Raw genomic sequence first — 17520 nt, 5'->3', positions numbered from 1 at the left:
CCGGCTGCGCGGAAAGCCGCATTTACGGGTTGTCTATTCTGGAACTAGAATTAATCTGAAACGATATCGTCGCCCGAATGGCGGCTGACCATGCTTCCACGGCAGACGAAAAATTCCTTCCCCCGGACGAACTGAACGTGAAAGGCCTGTATCGATGACTGATCACAAGTTCACCACCACGACGGCGGGCGCGCCGGTTGCTTCCGACGAGCACTCGCGCACCGTGGGCCCGGACGGGCCCGTCCTGCTGCATGATGTCTATCTCCTTGAAAAACTTGCCCAGTTCAACCGCGAGCGGGTGCCGGAGCGCGTCGTGCATGCCAAGGGCGGCGGCGCTTTCGGCGTGCTGAAGATCACCGAGGACGTTTCCCGCTATACGCGCGCCGCCCTGTTCCAGCCCGGCGTCGAGACCGACCTGCTGATCCGTTTCTCGTCGGTGGCGGGCGAACTCGGCTCGCCCGACACCTGGCGCGACGTGCGCGGCTTCGCGCTGAAGTTCTACACGACGGAAGGCAATTACGACATCGTCGGCAACAACACGCCGGTGTTCTTCATCCGCGACGGCATCAAGTTTCCGGACTTCATCCGCTCGCAGAAACGCCTGCCGCACACCCACCTGCGCGACGCCGACATGCAGTGGGACTTCTGGACCCTGTCGCCGGAGAGCGCGCACCAGGTCACCTACCTCATGGGTGACCGCGGCCTGCCCTATTCCTGGCGCCATCTCAACGGCTACGGCTCGCATACCTACCAGTGGATCAACGCGGCTGGCGAGCGCTTCTGGGTGAAGTACCACTTCCACAACCGGCAGGGCGAGCGCAATATCACCGGCGGCGAGGCCGAGAAGATCGCCGGCATCGATTCCGACTATTACCTGCGCGACCTCCACGAGGCCATCGCGCGGGGCGACTATCCCGGCTGGCGCGTCTCGGTGCAGATCATGCCCTATGAGGACGCGAAGACCTACCGCTTCAACCCGTTCGATCTCACGAAGATCTGGCCGCACGCCGACTATCCGCTGATCCCGGTGGGCGAATTCGTGCTCAACCGCAATCCCGAGAACTATTTCGCGCAGATCGAGCAGGCCGCCTTCGAACCCTCGAACCTCGTGCCCGGCGTCGATGTCAGCCCCGACAAGATGCTGCTGGCGCGCGTGTTCTCCTACGCGGACGCCCACCGCTACCGCATCGGCGCCAATTACAACGAGCTGCCCGTCAACCGCCCCAAGGCGCCCGTGCACAGCTACGCCAAGGATGGCCATCTGCGCCACACCTTCGCCGAAGCAGGGCATCCCGTCTATGCCCCCAACTCGCTCGGCGGGCCGCAGGCCGATCCGGCCCGCGCTGCGGAGGGGCCTGGCTGGCAGGCGGACGGGGCGCTCGTGCGCGCCGCCTACACGCTGCGCCGTGACGACGACGATTTCGGTCAGGCCGGCGCGTTGGTCCGCGACGTGTTCACGGACGAGCAGCGCGACCGCCTCGTCGACACGCTGGTCGGCCAGTACAACGCGCTGACGCGCGATCCGGTGAAGGAACGCTTCCTGTGGTACTGGGCCAGCATCGACCCGGCCACTGGCGAGCGCATCCGCGCCCGCGTGCTGACGCGGCAAGAGCCGGCGCCGGAACCCGGCCCCGCGCTCGTCTCGGCGCCCGCCGGCGCCTGAGCCGGGCTTGAGCACCGGGCGGCCCGTTCCGCCCGGCGCTTCCTTGGCTTTGCTCAAGGAAACCTCCGCTGTATCCGGCTATGTGAACGGATCGGTCAAGTGTAATGGTGGAGAGTTTCATGCAAACGTCGATGCTGGAGAAATATGGCGCGGCCCGTCTGCCGCGATACACCAGCTACCCGACGGCGCCGCTGTTCTCCCCCGCCGTCGACGCGCGGTGTTATGGCGAGTGGCTCGCCTCGCTTGCGCCGGGCATCCGCACCGCGCTTTATCTGCACATCCCCTTCTGCCGGGCGATGTGCTGGTATTGCGGCTGCCACACCAGCATCACGCTGCGCGACCATCCGATCGAGGAATATCTGGCGGTTCTGCATGAGGAAGTGCGCCTCGTCGCGGCACGCGCCGGCGACCGCGCGGTCATCGACGATGTGCATTTCGGCGGCGGCACGCCCACCATCATGTCGCCCGATGCCTTCCTTTCCCTCATGGACTGGCTGCGCCGGCATCTCGCCTTCCATGCCGATACCGCCATCGCCATCGAGATCGACCCGCGCACCCTGACACGCGACATGGCCTTTGCCCTTGGGGAAGGGGGCGTGCGCCGCGCCAGCCTCGGCGTGCAGAGTTTCGACGAGAAGGTGCAGCGGGCCATCAACCGCCTGCAAAGCGCCGCGCGGACGGCGGAGGCGATGGCGGATCTGCGGGCGGCCGGCGTCACCGGCATCAACGTCGACCTGATCTACGGCCTGCCGCACCAGACCGAACGCTCCTGCGTCGACACCGCGCGCGAGGCCGTCGCCATGCGGCCGGATCGGCTCGCGGTGTTCGGCTACGCCCACGTGCCGTCGTTCAAAAAGCACCAGCGGCTGATCGACGAAAGCGCCCTGCCCGGCGCGCACGAGCGGGACGCGCAGGCCGAGGCCATCGCCGAGACGCTCACCGCCGCCGGCTACACACGCATCGGCCTCGACCATTACGCCCTGCCCCACGATCCGCTGGCGCTCGCCGCGGCCGCGGGACGGCTGCGGCGCAACTTCCAAGGCTACACCACCGACACGAGCGAGGCCCTGATCGGCCTCGGCGCCTCCGCCATCGGCCAGATGCCGCAGGGCTTCGTGCAGAACGAGGTACCGACGGGCAGCTATGCGGCGCGCGTCGCGGCGGGCGCCTTCGCCACAGCGAAAGGCTATCGCCTGACAGACGAGGACCGGCTACGCGCCGCCGTCATCGAACGGCTGATGTGTGACTTCGCCGTGGACCTCGCCGCCGTCGGCCGCGCGCACAATATCGATACGGAATTCCTCATGCACGGCAACACGCGGCTGGACGCCCTGCGCGACGACGGCATCGTGGAGATCGACGCCGGCGTCGTCCGTGTGCGCCAGGACCACCGCTTCATCGTCCGCGCCGTCGCCGCCTGCTTCGACGCCTATCTCGGCGGTTCCGGACGCACCCACGGCCAGGCAGCCTGACGACAAGCAGCCTGACAATGACGGTGGGCACTGGGCTCAGGCAGGCGAAAAGCTTGTCCGCACCACGAGCGGCGCCGTGAGTTTCGAGCGCGCGGGGGCGCAGGCGGGGTCGGCCTGCCGCCGCTCCAGCAGTTCCACGGCGGCCAGCGCCATCGCGGCCGGATCCTGCCGGAAGGTGGTGAGTTCGTAGTTTCTCCAAGCAGCCTCCGGCAGGTCGTCGAAGCCGATCACGGCGACGTCGCCCGGCACGGCGAGCCCCACCCGGCGGGCGTGGTCGATGAGGCCAAGCGCCATCAGATCGTTGACGCAGAACACCGCCTGCACCCCTTCGGCGCTGAACAGCACCTCCCCCGTGTCGACGCCGCCCGCATAGGTTGAATCGCGGCCGTGGACGACGGCGACGTGCGCGCCCGCCCGGCGTGCCTCGTCGGCGAAGGCACGCTCGCGCTCCAGCAGGTTGGGCGTGCGCGACAGCGAGCCCGCCACCGCCAGCCGCGAGAAGCCGCGCCGCACGAACAGCCGCGCCGCCTCCCGCGCCGCGCCGTCGTTGTCGATCTGCACATGGTCGGCATCGGGCTCCGAGCGGCCGATGACGATGATCGGCTGGCCGTTGCGGCGCGCGATATCGATGAAGCTCGCGGGCGGAGAGCCGGAGAGCACCACGATCGCCTCCGCCCGGTGGCCGAAGAGGATTCTCTGCGCCGCCGCCATCTCCTCTTCCGTGCGCCCGGTGTTGATGAGCAGCGGGATACTGCCACGCGCGATCAGCGCCTTCGACAACGCCGCAGTGAGATGTGCGCGGAAGCCGACCTCCATACCCGTCACCACCATGCCCACCAGCCGGCTGCGGTTCGCGAGCAGGCCGCGTGCGAGATCGTTGACCTGATAGCCAAGCTCCTCCGCGGCGCGCATCACCTTCTCGCGCGTTTCCGAGGCGATGCTCGCGCCGGGCGTGAAGGCCCGCGAGACGGCGGAGCGCGAGACGCCGGCACGTTCGGCGACATGTTGAGCGGTGACGAAGTTGGGCCGGCCGGGGGGCGCGTTCATTGCTTCTTCTTGATGCATTTCAGGGATTGCAACTATTGCAACTGGTGCTTGTATACGGGAAGGAAGCCGGCAAGGCTACCGCCCGACGCGCGCCAGCACATCGACCTTCAGGAAGCGCTCCACCACCAGCATGAAGCCGATCGAGGGGATGAGCAGCAGCAGCGCGGTGATGGAGGCGATCTGGTAGTTGCCGCCCGCCCCCGCCGTGTAGAGCAGCAGCGGCAGCATGTTCACATCCGGCGCGCCGACGAAATAGCTGCCGGTGAACTCGTCCAGCGATTCCAGAAACACGAAGATGGCGCTCGCCAGCAGGCCGGGTAGAGCCAGCGGCAGCGTCACGTCGAAGAAGGCGCGCAGCCCCGAGGCGCCGATGGAGCGCGCCGCTTCCTCCAGTTCGGCATCCACGGCGGCGAAGGCGGCAGTCGCGATCCACACCGCATAGACGAGGCCATGCGTCGTATGCACCAGCACCACGCCCGGAATCGTGCCGTTGAGGCCGACCACATAGAACAGGCGGGCGATGTTGACATAGACGGTGAGGTTAGGGAACGCCTGCGGAATGAGGAAGGCGAGCAGCACGAGGCCGCGCAGCGGCAGCTTCAGCCGCGCCAGCGCATAGCCCGCCGGAATGGCGAGCGTCAGCGACAGCACCACCGTGAGCAGCGCCACGACGATGCTGTTCGTGAGCGATTCCACTGCGTTGCCGCGCGGCGAGAACACCCGCTCCCAATAGCTGAAGCCGAACTCAAGCGGCAGGGCGTGCGGAAAATACCACTTCTCCGCCACCGTCCACAGCAGCAGGTTGGCGAGCGGGCCGAAGATGACGAAGGCGAGCGCACCGAGCACCAGCGCGCGCGGCAGCCACCACGGATCGAGACGGGACAGGAAGGTGCTCATGACCGCTCCCGCATGGCGATGCGCAGATAGACGAGCGCCACGCCGCTCGCCATCAGCAGCGACACGAGCCCCAGTGCATTGGCAACGCCATAGTCGCCATAGGCATTGATGCGGAAGGCGATGTCCGTCGTCAGCATGGTCGGCGACTGGGCGTTGATCATCAGCGGCACGGACAGCACCGACATCATGGTGACGAAGGACAGGATCATGCCGACGAGCAGCGTCGTCGCCACCTGCGGCACCACGATCTCGAACAGGATGCGCAGCCGCGAGGCTCCGAGATTGCGCGCGGCCTCGATGGTGCCCCGGTCGATGGAGGCCATCGCCCCCGCCACCAGCAGCGCCACGAACGGCGTCTGCTTCCACACGAAGGCGATGACGATGCCGCGCCAGTCGAGGAGGCTCGTCGCCTGCATCGGCGTGATGAGGCCCATGGCGACGAAGGTGCCGTTCATCAGGCCGTTCTTGGCGAGGAACGTGCGCAGCACCTGCCCCACCACAATGAAGGGAATGAACATCGGCCAGCGGTAGAGCCAGCGCAGGATGGCGATCGCGCGCGGGTTCTCGCCAAGCGTCAGGTAGCCGCCGATGCCGATCGAGAACAGGGCGATCAGCAGCGTCGACAGCGAGACGATCACCAGCGTGAACAGCATGTCCTGCGCGTAGAAATCGAACGCCTTGATGATGTTGTCGAGCCCCAGCCCCCCCATGAACCCGCCCTCGACCTCGAAGGCGCCGATGACGGAAGCGCTCAGCGGCACGATGAAGAACAGCACCACCATCGCAAGCGCGGGCAGCACGAGGAAAAGTCCGAGAAGGCGTTGCGGCGTGAGGCTGGGCATGGTGGCGATCCGGGAACGGCGGTCCGGGGGAGCGGGAGGCCGCGCCTGCGCGGCCTCCACACCTTATATACGTTACAGTGCACGGCTACACGTTGCGGTGCACGGCGATCGCGCGACGATGATTACTTGGTCACCGTGCGCTCGTAGGCTTCGAGGATCGCGTTGTTATAGGGCGCGATGGGGAAGCGCTTGCCATAGCGGGCGAGATCTTCCGGCGTGACGTTCGTGAAGAGCTTTGCCCAGACCTTGGGGTCGAGTTCGGCCTGAACGTGCTGCGCGTCGATGCCCGGATACCAGTTGAAGCGCTCGACAATGCCCTCGGCCTGCACCTTGGGGCTCGTGGCGAGTTCGACGAACTTCTCGGCGAGTTCCTTGTTCGGCGCCTTGGAGGGGATCACGTAGTGCATCGGCTGGCCAGGCATGCCGGGGGCCGGCAGCACGAGCTTGAAGTCCGGCGGGAGCTGGCCGTTCGCCTGCCAGGAGTAGAACATGTCGACCCAGACCGGGCCGATGGCGATCTCACCGCGGCTCAGCAGGTCGAGCGTGCCGGCGTTGCCGGGGGTGAGCTGCGCGTTGGCGTTGAATTCCTTCAGGCTAGCCAGCGCCTTGTCCCACTTCTTCGTGTCGGCCTCGTCGAAGGGGCCGTTCTGCAGCTTGTCGGCGTCGGTGTCGCCGAAGGCGTAGATCCAGCCCATGACGAAGCTCACGCCCGAGGCGCCGCCCTTGATGCCGTTATAGCCGAACTGGCGCGGGTGCTCCTTGGCCCACTTCGCCAGCTCCTCGTAGCTCTTCGGCGGGTTGGCGAGCAGCGCGGGATTGTAGGCGAGCGCCGTCTGGCTATTGAACATCGGCATGACGTAACCCTTCACGTCGGTGCCGAGGGCGTTGTCGGCATTGGCGCGGGTGACGAGCTTGCCGGTGGAGATGCGGTCGCGGTAGTTTTCGAGATAGCCGTTCTTGACCAGCGGGCCGGCGAACTTCTCATGCACGACGGCGACGTCGGCGTCCCACTTCGCGACATTGGCCTTGGCCTGCGCGTCGAAACGCTCGACGATCTTCTGCGAGCCCGCATCGCCGGGGCCGGTGCCGACCGCGCGCACCGTGGTGCCGGGGTTCTGCTTCTCGAACAGCGGGCCGAGATATTCGTTGACATAGTCAACCATGTTCTGGTCGCCGGCGGTGAGCACCGTCAGCTCCGCCGCCGTCACCGGCGAGATGGTGAGGCCGAAGGCGAAGGCGGCCTTGAAAAGGGTCTTCATGGTGTGTCTCCAAAAGGGCAAACAATGAACGGAGAGGAACTCAGGCTTGCTGCACTTCCAGACGCCGACGCCTGTCGCCGGATCGGGAATCGGAAGCCGGCGGAGGCGCCTCGCCCGCCGCCGGAAAGACGAAGAACGTATCGGGCGGCAGCAGCACCGACACCGCCTGCCCCTGCGCGACCGGATGCGGCGCATCGACGAGTACCGTCGCGCCATCGGCCGCCCCCTCACCCAGCCGCACCGCGTGGCGCCAGATGCCGCCGGGATAGCTCGTGCTGACCACATGCCCGGCCAGACGCAGCGTGCGCCCGTCCTCCGGCGGCGGCGCATCGGCAGGCCCAAGCGTCCCCGCCTCCGCGCGGAAACGCACCTCGACGCCGCCCGTCGGCAGCGGGCCAGGCACGAGGCAGCCGGCGTTGAACGGGCCGGGCGCGATGGCAAATCCCTCGCCGGAGGCACTGCCCGAGAGCGTGAGTACGTTTTCCGCCCCCATGAAGGCGGCGACGAAGGCGCTCGCCGGGCGGTTGTACACCTCCTCCGGCGTGCCCCGCTGGGCGATGCGCCCCTTGTCGAGGATGACGATGCTGTCCGCCATCACCATCGCCTCCTCGCGGTCGTGGGTGACGTGAACGGCGGTGATGCCCATGCGCTGCTGCAGCGTGCGGATTTCGTGGCGCAGGCTCAGGCGGATGCGCGCGTCGAGGTTCGATAGCGGCTCGTCGAGCAGCAGGATTTCCGGATCGACGGCGAGCGAGCGCCCCAGGGCGACCCGCTGGCGCTGGCCGCCCGAGAGGGACGCGGGCTTGCGTGCCTCAAGGCCCTGAAGGCCGAGCATCGCCGCGATCTCCCCGACGCGCCTCGCGATATCGGCGCGTGACTGGCGGCGCAGCTTCAGGCCGTAGCCGATATTCTGCGCGACCGTCATGTGCGGCCACAGCGCGTAGGACTGGAACATCAGCGCCATGCCGCGCCGGTCCGGCGGCAGGCGCGTGACGTCGTGGCCGCCAACGCTCACCGTGCCCGCATCAGGCACGATGAAACCGGCGATTGTGCGCAGCAGGGTCGTCTTGCCGCAGCCCGAGGCACCGAGCAGCGCCACGAATTCGCCCTTCCCGATGCCGAGATCGATGCCTTCGAGCACCCGCGTCGAACCGTAGGAGACGGTGACGCCCGTCAGATCGAGAAAGGGCCGCTCGCTTGCATCCATCCTTCACACCCGTTCTTTGCACACCTGTGCATTCATGAATGAGGGTTTAGAACGGGCGGATAACGGCTTGATGACAGGCCGCCGATATCGATGCGCGCGACGATGCTGACGGGGGCGGGCCCGTCATGGCGAGCCATCATGGCCGGCTGTCGTGGCGGCAAGGCAAGCGTGGCACCTTTTCCGGAGAAATCATGTTCTCCAAAAGGAGATCGCGCGGTGGCGCCCACCAGCACCCGGCACTTGACGCCGGCGCTTGGCGCCCGGCTCAGTCGTGGCCCATGCGCAGGCGCAGGCGGCGTTTCCAGAAATCCTGCCGGCGGCGCTTCGCAACCGGACGATGCTGCTCCTCGGCGTGCTCCGGCTCGCTTTCACCCGCAGGATGATCGCGCAGATGCGCCTCTACCAGCGCCCGGATGGCCGGCGCATGCGCGGTATGGAACAAAGCCTCATCCTCGGCCGCTTCATGGGCCTGAGACTCATGGGCCGGGGGCTCATAGGCCGCGGACTCATGGACAGAGGACTCCTGTGCCTCCGCCTCCGAAGTGACAGCCTGATGGATGTCCGTCTCATGGCTGCCTGACTCATGGCTGCCGGCTTCAAGGTCGACAGCTCCATGGTCGGGCAAGTTGACCGCCATCGGCATATCGTCGGCCTGCGACGGGGCGGCAGCGGCATTCCGCGCCTCTCCGTTCGCCGCCGCGGTCCGCGTCCTGCGCGGCCGGCGCGGTTCGGGCTCTTTCTCGTCAGTAGACATTCCGGCTGTCTCCTCAACGGATTGATCGTTATCCGGAAACAGGCCTTCGGTGGGCAGCAGCGACGGAAGGACCCGCCTGCCGGTCCGCTCCGTCTCCTGCCGTTCCGGTGCGGGCGGGGAAGCGGCGGGGCTATCCTGCCCGGCAGGCGCGGCGGGCAGCCGCTGCAGCAGTTCCTCCCAGGAAAGGGAACTGGAAGCGGGAGCCATCGGCGGCTCCCGGCTCCACGCAGAAGGACCGGCCGGGGAGGCGTCGGCGCGCATGCGCGACCGCTTGACCTCCACCGTAAAGGACCGGGACGTATGTCTCATCAGGCAGCTTCTCCTGTAAACGATAATGGCGCAGTTTCCGCAGAAGCCGGCGCTATATGCAGCGGCGGCGAAGCGCCGTTCGCTTCCGCCTGATGCAACAACTCTATTTTGCCGGACGATGCGGGGTTGATAACGGCAAAGCAATCCGTCCTCAACTCCCTATCGGGCTTTTGCACCGGAAATCCGGCTGACGCGCGTTTCGGATGCGGCGTTCAGACGCCGCCCCACCACGCGGCGGCGATCAGCTCGAACGACCGCAGGCGCGCTGCATGCTCATAAACATCGGAAACGATGATCAGCTCGTCGGCGCCCGTCTCCGCCAGCAGCGCGCTGATTCCCGCCCGCACCGTCTCCGGCCCGCCGACGATCGAACGCGCGAGCATGCGCCGCGCGTGCTCTTTCTGGGCGCCGGCCCAGTAGGTCTCGATGTCGTCGATCGGCGGGCGGCTCAGTCCCCGCCGGCCGCTGACGAGGTCGGTGAACGACATCTGCTGCGTCGTGGCGAGGCGGCGGGCTTCCGCATCGCTGTCGGCGGCGACGATGTTGACGCCCACCATCGCATAGGGCTTCCCAAGCTGCTCCGAGGGCTTGAAGCGATTGCGGTAAAGCTCAAGCGCAGGCAGAAGGTAGTCCGGCGCGAAATGCGACGCGAACGCATAGGGCAGGCCGAGTTCCGCCGCCAGCGCCGCGCCGAAGACGCTTGATCCGAGAATCCAGAGCGGCACATCGGTGCCCGCCGCCGGCACAGCGACGATGCGCTGGTCCGGCCCCGGCGGCGCGAGGAAGGCCTGCAATTCGAGCACATCCTGCGGAAAGTGGTCGGCCGCCTCGGCGGGGCGGCGCAGGGCGCGCAGCGTGAGCTGGTCCGTGCCCGGCGCCCGTCCGAGCCCCAGATCGATGCGCCCCGGAAACAGCCGCTCCAGCGTGCCGAACTGCTCGGCGATGACATAAGGCGCGTGGTTGGGCAGCATGATGCCCCCCGCGCCGACGCGGATGCGCTGCGTGCCGTCGGCGATGTAGCCGATCACGACCGCCGTCGCGGCGCTGGCGACGCCAGCCATGTTGTGGTGCTCGGCAACCCAGATGCGGTTGTAGCCCCAACGCTCGGCATGGACGGCGACATCACGCGCGTTGATCAGCGCGCCGCGCGCGTCCGTCGTCTGCGTGACGCGAACGAGATCGAGAATGGACAAGGGCGTCATGACATCTCCCACACGAAAACCGCCGGATATGCGAGGCCCCTTCCGCTGCGCCTCCGGAATATGGGGAGGCCGGGTTGCCGCGTCAAGAATGGCACCCGCGCGGAACAGAAGTCCGCGGCACACCCGATCACCCTGCAGGCCCTTGCAATCGCGCGGCGAAACGGCTAAAGATGCAAATGACATTCATTTGCAATAAAAGGACGGGCAAGATGCTTGAGAGGACAAGACGGTCGCTGCTGGCCGGTTTGGTCGGAATCGCGCTGGCGGGCGGGCTTGCGGCGGCGCCGGCGATGGCGGCGGAGAAGAAACTGAACGTCGTCGCCACGACGGGCATGGTCGCCGACGCGGTCCGCTCCGTGGGTGGGGAGCATGTCGACGTCCATGCGCTGCTCGGACCGGGCGTCGATCCGCATCTCTATCGCCAGACCAGCTCGGACATCGCGGCGGCCACACGGGCGGACGTCGTTTTCTGGCAGGGGCTGCATCTCGAAGCCCAGCTTCAGGAGTTCCTGGAGCGGCTCGGGCAGCGCAAGACCGTCATCGCCCTGGGCGAACAGCTCCCGCGGGACAGGCTGCTGAAGAACGACCAGAACGCCGCCCTGCCCGATCCGCACGTGTGGTTCGATCCGCACCTGTGGAAGGGCGTTGTCACAGCGGCGCGCGACGAATTGATCAGACTGCGCCCCGAGGCCCGGGCGGATTTCGAGGCTGGCGCGCAGGCCTACCTCGCGGAAATCGACAGGGTCGCGGACTATGCCGCCAAGGTGCTCGCCTCCGTGCCGGCGCAGTCGCGCATTCTGGTGACTGCCCACGACGCCTTCAACTATTTCGGCCGCGCCTACGGTTATGAAGTGCGCGGAATCCAGGGCATTTCCACCGAAAGCGAGGCAGGCCTGAAGCAGGTCGAGGATCTCGTGCAGCTCATCGTCGACCGCGGGATCGGCGCGATCTTCATCGAATCGTCCGTCTCAGACCGCAACGTCAAGGCGCTGGTCGAAGGCGCGGCGGCGAAAGGCCACAAGGTTGTGATCGGCGGGGAACTTTTCTCGGACGCCGCCGGCGAGGCCGGCACCTACGAGGGCACCTATGTCGGCATGATCGACCACAACGTCACCATCATCGCCCGCGCCCTCGGCGGCGAGGCCCCCGAAACGGGCATGGACGGAAAACTCACCGTTCGCTGATGCGGCGCACAATGATGCGGCGCACCATGCCGCAACCGGTGGCACGCTTGGCTTGCCGTCGGTTGCAGATGGCATCACCCATTGTCATCGGCGAATACTTTCATTTGTAACTATTCGCTGGATTTGAATTTTTATAATCATATAAAGCCAGCCGTCGCACACCCTTTTCGGGTGCACAACCCCAGCATTCGGCATCGGCAACAGAAATTTCAACTTTGTAACGGGGGTGTGCATGTTGTCGCACCCCTGCCCCGAGCCCTTGATAGGGCATTTCCGCGTCTGTATGCAGTGCGATCATTTGCATGGTGGCGGCGAGTCCTCGCCGTCTGCCGTGCCTGCACCAACATGGATGAGACGGATGCCCCGGGTCAAAGCGCTTCCCCTCGTATCGCTTCTTGCGATATCGCCCCTTTTATCCGGTTGCCAGTGGGTCGTCATGGCTCCGGCCGGCGACATTGCGACGCAGCAAAAGGACCTCATTCTGGTCTCCACAGGGCTGATGCTGCTCATCATCCTGCCCGTCATGGCGTTGACCCTGCTGTTCGCGTGGAAGTACCGGCAGTCGAACAGGAGCGCCACCTACGATCCGGACTTCCATCACTCGACGAAACTGGAATTCGCCATCTGGGGCGCGCCGATCGCCATCATCCTCGTGCTCGGCACGGTGACGTGGATCGCCACCCACCGGCTCGATCCCTACCGCCCGCTGGAGCGCCTCGACGCCAACCGCCCGGTGCCGGAGGACATGGAGCCGCTGCGCGTGCAGGTCGTCTCGCTCGACTGGAAATGGATGTTCATCTATCCGCAATACGGCATCGCGACGATCAATGAGCTGGCCGCGCCCGTCGACCGGCCGATCAGCTTCACCATCACCTCCTCCAACCTGATGAACTCGTTCTACGTGCCCGCGCTCGCCGGCCAGATCTACGCCATGGCCGGCATGCAGACGAAGCTGCACGCGGTCATCAACAAGGAGGGCGTCTTCGACGGCTTCTCCGCCAACTACACCGGCCACGGCTTCTCGCACATGCGTTTCAAGTTCCACGGCTTGTCGGACAGCGATTTCGGCGCCTGGGTCGCAAACGCGCGGGCCTCCGGCAACGCGCTCACCCGCGCCGCCTACCTCGACATCGCCCGCCCCAGCGAGGCAGAACCGGTGCGCTACTTCAAAAGCGTCGATGGCGACCTGTTCTACCGCATCGTCAACATGTGCGTGCCCGAGGGCAAGGAGTGCATGATGGACATCATGCACAAGGACGCGAACCGCATCAGCGGGCTCGGGCGCATGGGCAACCCCGCCGCGCTCGCCTTGGCACGGCTGGAGAAGGCGCTGGCCGACAACCTGTGCACCCCCGGCTCCGAGCCGGCCACGGCGCTGGCCGTCGTCGCCGACCTCGCGGCGGGGAACCGCCGCATGAGCGCCGCGCCCGCCGCCACCCGGATTTTCAGCGAGTAACCCGTCATGAATTTCGACAGCGATCTCCAGCAACTGGTCTTCGGGCGCCTCACCCTCGAAGCCATTCCGCTGCACGAGCCGATCATCATCTGGACGTTCGCCGCTGTCGCCGTTCTCGGCGGCGCGGTGCTGGCGGCGATCACCCGCTACCGTCTCTGGGGCTATCTCTGGAACGAGTGGTTCACGAGCGTCGATCACAAGAAGATCGGCATCATGTACATCATCCTCGCGCTGGTGATGTTCCTGCGCGGGCTGGCGGACGCCATCATGCTGCGCCTGCATCAGGCAATGGCCTCCGGCGGCGGCGAGGGCTATCTGAACGCCCATCACTACGACCAGATCTTCACCGCGCACGGCGTGATCATGATCTTCTTCGTCGCCATGCCGCTGGTGACGGGGCTGATGAACTACGTCATGCCGTTGCAGATCGGCGCGCGCGACGTCGCCTTCCCGTTCCTGAACAATTTCAGCTTCTGGATGACGACGTCCGGCGCGGTGCTCGTCATGGCCTCGCTGTTCGTGGGTGAGTTCGCGCAGACGGGCTGGCTCGCCTATCCGCCGCTCTCCGGCATCGAGGCCAGTCCCTGGGTCGGCGTGGACTATTACCTGTGGTCGCTCCAGATAGCGGGCGTCGGCACAACCTTATCGGGCATCAACCTGATCGTCACCATCGTCAAGATGCGCTGCCCGGGCATGAAGTACATGCGCATGCCGGTGTTCACCTGGACGACGCTGTGCACGAATATCCTCATCGTCGCGACCTTCCCCATCCTCACCGCCGTGCTCGCCCTGCTCACGCTGGACCGCTATGTGGGGACGCACTTCTTCACGAACGACATGGGCGGCAGCCCGATGATGTATGTCAACCTCATCTGGATCTGGGGTCATCCGGAGGTGTACATCCTCGTCCTGCCGGCGTTCGGCGTCTATTCGGAAGTGGTCGCCACCTATTGCGGCAAGCGCCTGTTCGGCTACACTTCCATGGTCTACGCCACGGCGGCCATCATGATCCTGTCGTATCTGGTGTGGCTGCACCACTTCTTCACCATGGGGTCGGGCGCGAGCGTCAATACGTTCTTCGGCATCACGACGATGATCATCTCGATCCCGACGGGCGCGAAGATCTTCAACTGGCTGTTCACGATGTACAAGGGGCGCATCCGCTTCGAGGTGCCGATGATGTGGACCGTCGGCTTCATGCTCACCTTCGTCGTCGGCGGCATGACGGGCGTCCTCCTCGCCGTTCCCCCGGCCGACTTCGTGCTGCACAACAGCCTGTTCCTGGTGGCTCACTTCCACAACACCATCATCGGCGGCGTCGTGTTCGGCATGTTCGCCGGCATCGTCTACTGGTTCCCGAAGGCCTTCGGTTTCCGGGCCGATCCGTTCTGGGGCAAGGTGTCGTTCTGGTGCTGGCTCGTCGGCTTCTGGGTGGCGTTCATGCCCGTGTATATCCTCGGCCTGATGGGTGTCACGCGCCGCATCAGCCAGTTCGAGGATACCTCGCTCCATATCCTGTTCGTCGCCGCGGCCGTCGGCGTGAGCCTGATCTTCATCGGCACGCTGGCCTTCGTGGCCCAGTTCGCGGTCGGCTTCCTGCGCCGCAAGGCCTATGCCGACACCACCGGCGATCCGTGGAACGGCCGCACGCTTGAGTGGGCGGTCTCCTCGCCGCCGCCCGCCTACAACTTCGCCTTCACCCCCGTGGTGCATGGCATCGATGCGTGGTGGGACATGAAGAGCCGCGGCTATACCCGCCCGCTTGCCGGCTTCCGCCCCGTCCACATGCCGAAGAACACCGGCATGGGCGTGGTGCTCGCCGGGCTCTCGCTCGTGCTCGGCTTTGCCCTGATCTGGCACATCTGGTGGCTCGCCGCCGTGTCGCTCGCGACGCTCATCGCCGCCGCCATCGCACACACGTTCAACTATAGCCGGGACTACTACATCCCGGCCTCCGAGGTCGCCGCGACGGAAGAGACGCGGACCAGACTGCTGGCGGGGAAGGTGGCATCATGACCAAACATATCAGCCCATCCGATATCCAGGGCGCGCCCGTCTTCTTCGTCACGGAGGACGAGGGCGACCACGGCCATCACGAAACCGGGACGATGCTCGGTTTCTGGGTCTACCTGATGAGCGACTGCCTGATCTTCGCGTCGCTCTTCGCCGTGCATGCCGTCCTCGGCCGCAGCTACGCGGGCGGCCCGGCGCCGGTCGATCTCTTCGACCTCAATCAGGTGCTGGTGTCCACCGCGGCGCTGCTGATCTCGTCGATTACCTATGGCTTCGCCGTGATCGCCATGCAGCAGGGCAACAAGGCAGGCACGCTGCGCTGGCTCGCGGTGACCGGCGTATTCGGCCTCGCCTTCCTGGGGCTGACGATTTTTGAGTTCTATCACCTGATCCATATCGGCGCGACGCCGCAGGTCAGCGCCTTCCTGTCCTCGTTCTTCACGCTCGTGGGCACCCATGCGCTGCACGTCGCCTTCGGCGTGATCTGGCTCGGCGTCCTGCTGGTGCAGATCAGCCAGCGTGGCATCGGCGAGGCCAACGCGCGCCGTGTCATGTGCCTGTCGATGTTCTGGCACTTCCTCGATCTCGTCTGGGTCGTGGTGTTTTCCTTCGTCTATCTGATAGGGGTGCTGTGATGGCCGCCAATCCGCATGACGCCGGCGCGGTCCATGCCGGCAACCACAGGCATGATTCCGGCGAGGCACACGGCACGGTCAACGGCTATGTGACGGGCTTCGTCCTGTCGGCCATCCTGACCGTCATCCCCTTCTGGCTGGTGATCAACGGCACGCTCGGCAGCCCTGCCCTCACCGCCATCGCCGTCATGGCGCTCGGCGTCGCGCAGATCGTCGTGCAGATGGTCTACTTCCTGCACATGAACGCGCGTTCGGAAGGCGGGTGGACGTTGATGGCCTTCGTCTTCACCATCATCATCATCGTCATCGCCATTGCCGGATCGATGTGGGTGATGCACCATCTGAACACCCACATGATGCCAATGACGCCCGAGCAGGCGCAAAGCCTGCCGTGAGCCTGCCCCGGGGCGGTGACCCGTCTGACGACAGACAAGGACTCGTGCCGTCGCCGGCCGCTCCGCCGTCTCCCCTGCGCTCGCTCCTCCTCTGGGGCTTTGCGGCGCTGGCCATCGTCTGCGGCCTGCTGGCGCTCGGCGTCTGGCAGGTGCAGCGTCTGGCGTGGAAGACCGACCTGATCGCCCGCGTGGAAGCGCGCGTGCATGCCGCAGCCGTGCCGACGCCCGCGCCGGACACATGGCCGGCAATCACCCGCGCGAAGGACGAGTACAGGCGCGTGCAGCTCACCGGCGAATTCCAGCACGACAGGGAAACCACCGTCTATGCCGTCACGGACTTCGGCGCCGGCTACTGGGTGATGACGCCGTTGCGGGACGATCACGGCGCCGTCACGCTGATCAACCGGGGATTCGTACCGACAGAACGACGCGCTGCCGAAAGCCTGGCGGCGGCACAGGCCGCGGGCCCACTGACGGTGACCGGCCTCATCCGCATGACGGAGCCGCACGGCGCCTTCCTGCGCGCCAACGACCCCGCCAATGACCGCTGGTACTCGCGCGACGTGGAGGCGATCGCCGCCGCCCGCGATCTCGGTGCCGTCGCACCCTATTTCATCGATGCCGATGCCGCCGCCAATCCGGACGGCTATCCGCGCGGCGGGCTGACGCGGATAGCCTTCCCCAACAGCCACCTCAGCTACGCGCTGACATGGTTCGCCATGGCAGCGGTCGCGGCCGGCATGTATCTCTGTTTCGCGCGGCATATATGGCTGGAATACAGGCGCGCGCAACGGTCCGCGCCCGACGCTTGACGCGCGCGACTCGTTCAGTAGCGGGTGGAAAAGCCGATCGGCTCCGACGGGCGGCGGCCGATCCACAGGAACAACACGCCGAGCCCCGCCGCCGCCGCGAAGGCCGGCGCCTCGAACAGCGTCACCAGCACTGGATCCCACAGATACGCGCCGACATTCTCCACCGCCAGCAGCTGGATGCGCGGAAAAAACGACGGCAGCAGCCAGGCGAGGACAGGCCCGAGACTGGTGAACACGAGGCTGTCGTCGGCGATGGCGCGCGCACCGTCGACAATCAGCGACACGAATCCGGCGGCAAGCAGCAGGAAGCCCGCAAGACGAAAGAGAAAACGCATGAACACCAGCCCCGAGTGCGGTCGGGCGCTGTCGTTAC

The 17520-nt window shown here is 66.2% G+C and carries 16 protein-coding genes; 8 read left to right on the top strand and 8 right to left on the bottom strand.

Annotation, left to right across the window (positions count from 1 at the left end):
- Positions 1–154 precede the first annotated feature (154 nt).
- Together ACFFJ7_RS01850 and hemN are read left to right on the top strand one after the other, a co-directional pair.
- A complete protein-coding gene (locus ACFFJ7_RS01850) occupies positions 155–1663 on the top strand; it encodes a catalase (RefSeq protein WP_377590573.1) in 1509 nt (502 codons plus the stop codon).
- Between the two features lie 119 nt (positions 1664–1782).
- Positions 1783–3135 (top strand): oxygen-independent coproporphyrinogen III oxidase, encoded by a 1353-nt coding sequence (gene hemN / locus ACFFJ7_RS01845; protein ID WP_377590572.1) that lies wholly within the window; start codon positions 1783–1785, stop codon positions 3133–3135.
- 36 nt (positions 3136–3171) lie between these two features.
- On the opposite strand, the gene ACFFJ7_RS01840 is transcribed toward hemN, so the two are convergent.
- The 7 genes from ACFFJ7_RS01840 to ACFFJ7_RS01810 form a co-directional block, all read right to left on the bottom strand.
- Positions 3172–4182, bottom strand: a complete 1011-nt coding sequence (locus ACFFJ7_RS01840; RefSeq protein WP_377590571.1) for a LacI family DNA-binding transcriptional regulator — start codon at positions 4180–4182, stop codon at positions 3172–3174.
- Positions 4183–4257: 75 nt separating this feature from the next.
- A complete protein-coding gene (locus ACFFJ7_RS01835) occupies positions 4258–5079 on the bottom strand; it encodes an ABC transporter permease (protein WP_166949220.1) in 822 nt (273 codons plus the stop codon).
- Positions 5076–5921, bottom strand: a complete 846-nt coding sequence (locus ACFFJ7_RS01830; RefSeq protein ID WP_377590570.1) for an ABC transporter permease — start codon at positions 5919–5921, stop codon at positions 5076–5078. Before ACFFJ7_RS01830 ends, ACFFJ7_RS01835 begins: the two co-directional genes overlap by 4 nt.
- Positions 5922–6043: 122 nt before the next feature.
- Positions 6044–7180, bottom strand: a complete 1137-nt coding sequence (locus ACFFJ7_RS01825; RefSeq protein WP_166949215.1) for an ABC transporter substrate-binding protein — start codon at positions 7178–7180, stop codon at positions 6044–6046.
- A 40-nt stretch (positions 7181–7220) separates the two neighbouring features.
- Complete coding sequence (locus ACFFJ7_RS01820; RefSeq protein ID WP_377590569.1) at positions 7221–8387, bottom strand: ABC transporter ATP-binding protein; 1167 nt, start codon at positions 8385–8387, stop codon at positions 7221–7223.
- A gap of 265 nt (positions 8388–8652) precedes the next feature.
- Complete coding sequence (locus ACFFJ7_RS01815) at positions 8653–9348, bottom strand: hypothetical protein (protein WP_377590568.1); 696 nt, start codon at positions 9346–9348, stop codon at positions 8653–8655.
- A 314-nt stretch (positions 9349–9662) separates the two neighbouring features.
- Positions 9663–10652, bottom strand: a complete 990-nt coding sequence (locus tag ACFFJ7_RS01810) for an LLM class flavin-dependent oxidoreductase (protein ID WP_166949207.1) — start codon at positions 10650–10652, stop codon at positions 9663–9665.
- Between the two features lie 209 nt (positions 10653–10861).
- Between ACFFJ7_RS01810 and ACFFJ7_RS01805 the strand changes: the two genes are divergently transcribed.
- The 6 genes from ACFFJ7_RS01805 to ACFFJ7_RS01780 all read left to right on the top strand — a co-directional run bounded on the left by ACFFJ7_RS01805 (position 10862) and on the right by ACFFJ7_RS01780 (position 17147).
- On the top strand, positions 10862–11836 hold the full coding sequence (locus ACFFJ7_RS01805) for a metal ABC transporter solute-binding protein, Zn/Mn family (protein WP_377590567.1): 975 nt from the start codon (positions 10862–10864) through the stop codon (positions 11834–11836).
- Between the two features lie 358 nt (positions 11837–12194).
- The gene (cyoA, locus tag ACFFJ7_RS01800; RefSeq protein ID WP_377590565.1) at positions 12195–13292 is read left to right on the top strand and encodes a ubiquinol oxidase subunit II; all 1098 of its coding nucleotides are present in this window, start codon (positions 12195–12197) and stop codon (positions 13290–13292) included.
- Between the two features lie 6 nt (positions 13293–13298).
- Entirely contained in the window at positions 13299–15308 is a 2010-nt protein-coding gene (gene cyoB / locus ACFFJ7_RS01795; protein ID WP_377590563.1) for a cytochrome o ubiquinol oxidase subunit I, read from the top strand.
- Positions 15305–15940, top strand: coding sequence for a cytochrome o ubiquinol oxidase subunit III (gene cyoC / locus ACFFJ7_RS01790; protein WP_166949199.1), 636 nt, complete (start codon positions 15305–15307; stop codon positions 15938–15940). Before cyoB ends, cyoC begins: the two co-directional genes overlap by 4 nt.
- On the top strand, positions 15940–16335 hold the full coding sequence (gene cyoD / locus ACFFJ7_RS01785; RefSeq protein WP_377590560.1) for a cytochrome o ubiquinol oxidase subunit IV: 396 nt from the start codon (positions 15940–15942) through the stop codon (positions 16333–16335). The genes cyoC and cyoD overlap by 1 nt, the downstream gene beginning before the upstream one ends.
- A 44-nt stretch (positions 16336–16379) precedes the next feature.
- Positions 16380–17147: an SURF1 family protein gene (locus tag ACFFJ7_RS01780; RefSeq protein ID WP_377590710.1), complete on the top strand. Its 768-nt coding sequence runs from the start codon at positions 16380–16382 to the stop codon at positions 17145–17147.
- Positions 17148–17161: 14 nt separating this feature from the next.
- On the opposite strand, the gene ACFFJ7_RS01775 is transcribed toward ACFFJ7_RS01780, so the two are convergent.
- Complete coding sequence (locus tag ACFFJ7_RS01775) at positions 17162–17482, bottom strand: hypothetical protein (RefSeq protein ID WP_377590558.1); 321 nt, start codon at positions 17480–17482, stop codon at positions 17162–17164.
- Positions 17483–17520 lie beyond the last annotated feature (38 nt).

It is taken from the genome of Pseudochelatococcus lubricantis, from assembly GCF_042432495.1.
Taxonomy (GTDB): domain Bacteria; phylum Pseudomonadota; class Alphaproteobacteria; order Rhizobiales; family Beijerinckiaceae; genus Pseudochelatococcus; species Pseudochelatococcus lubricantis.
Note: the sequence above shows the minus strand (reverse complement) of the source record. Positions and strands in the feature narration are given on the sequence as shown.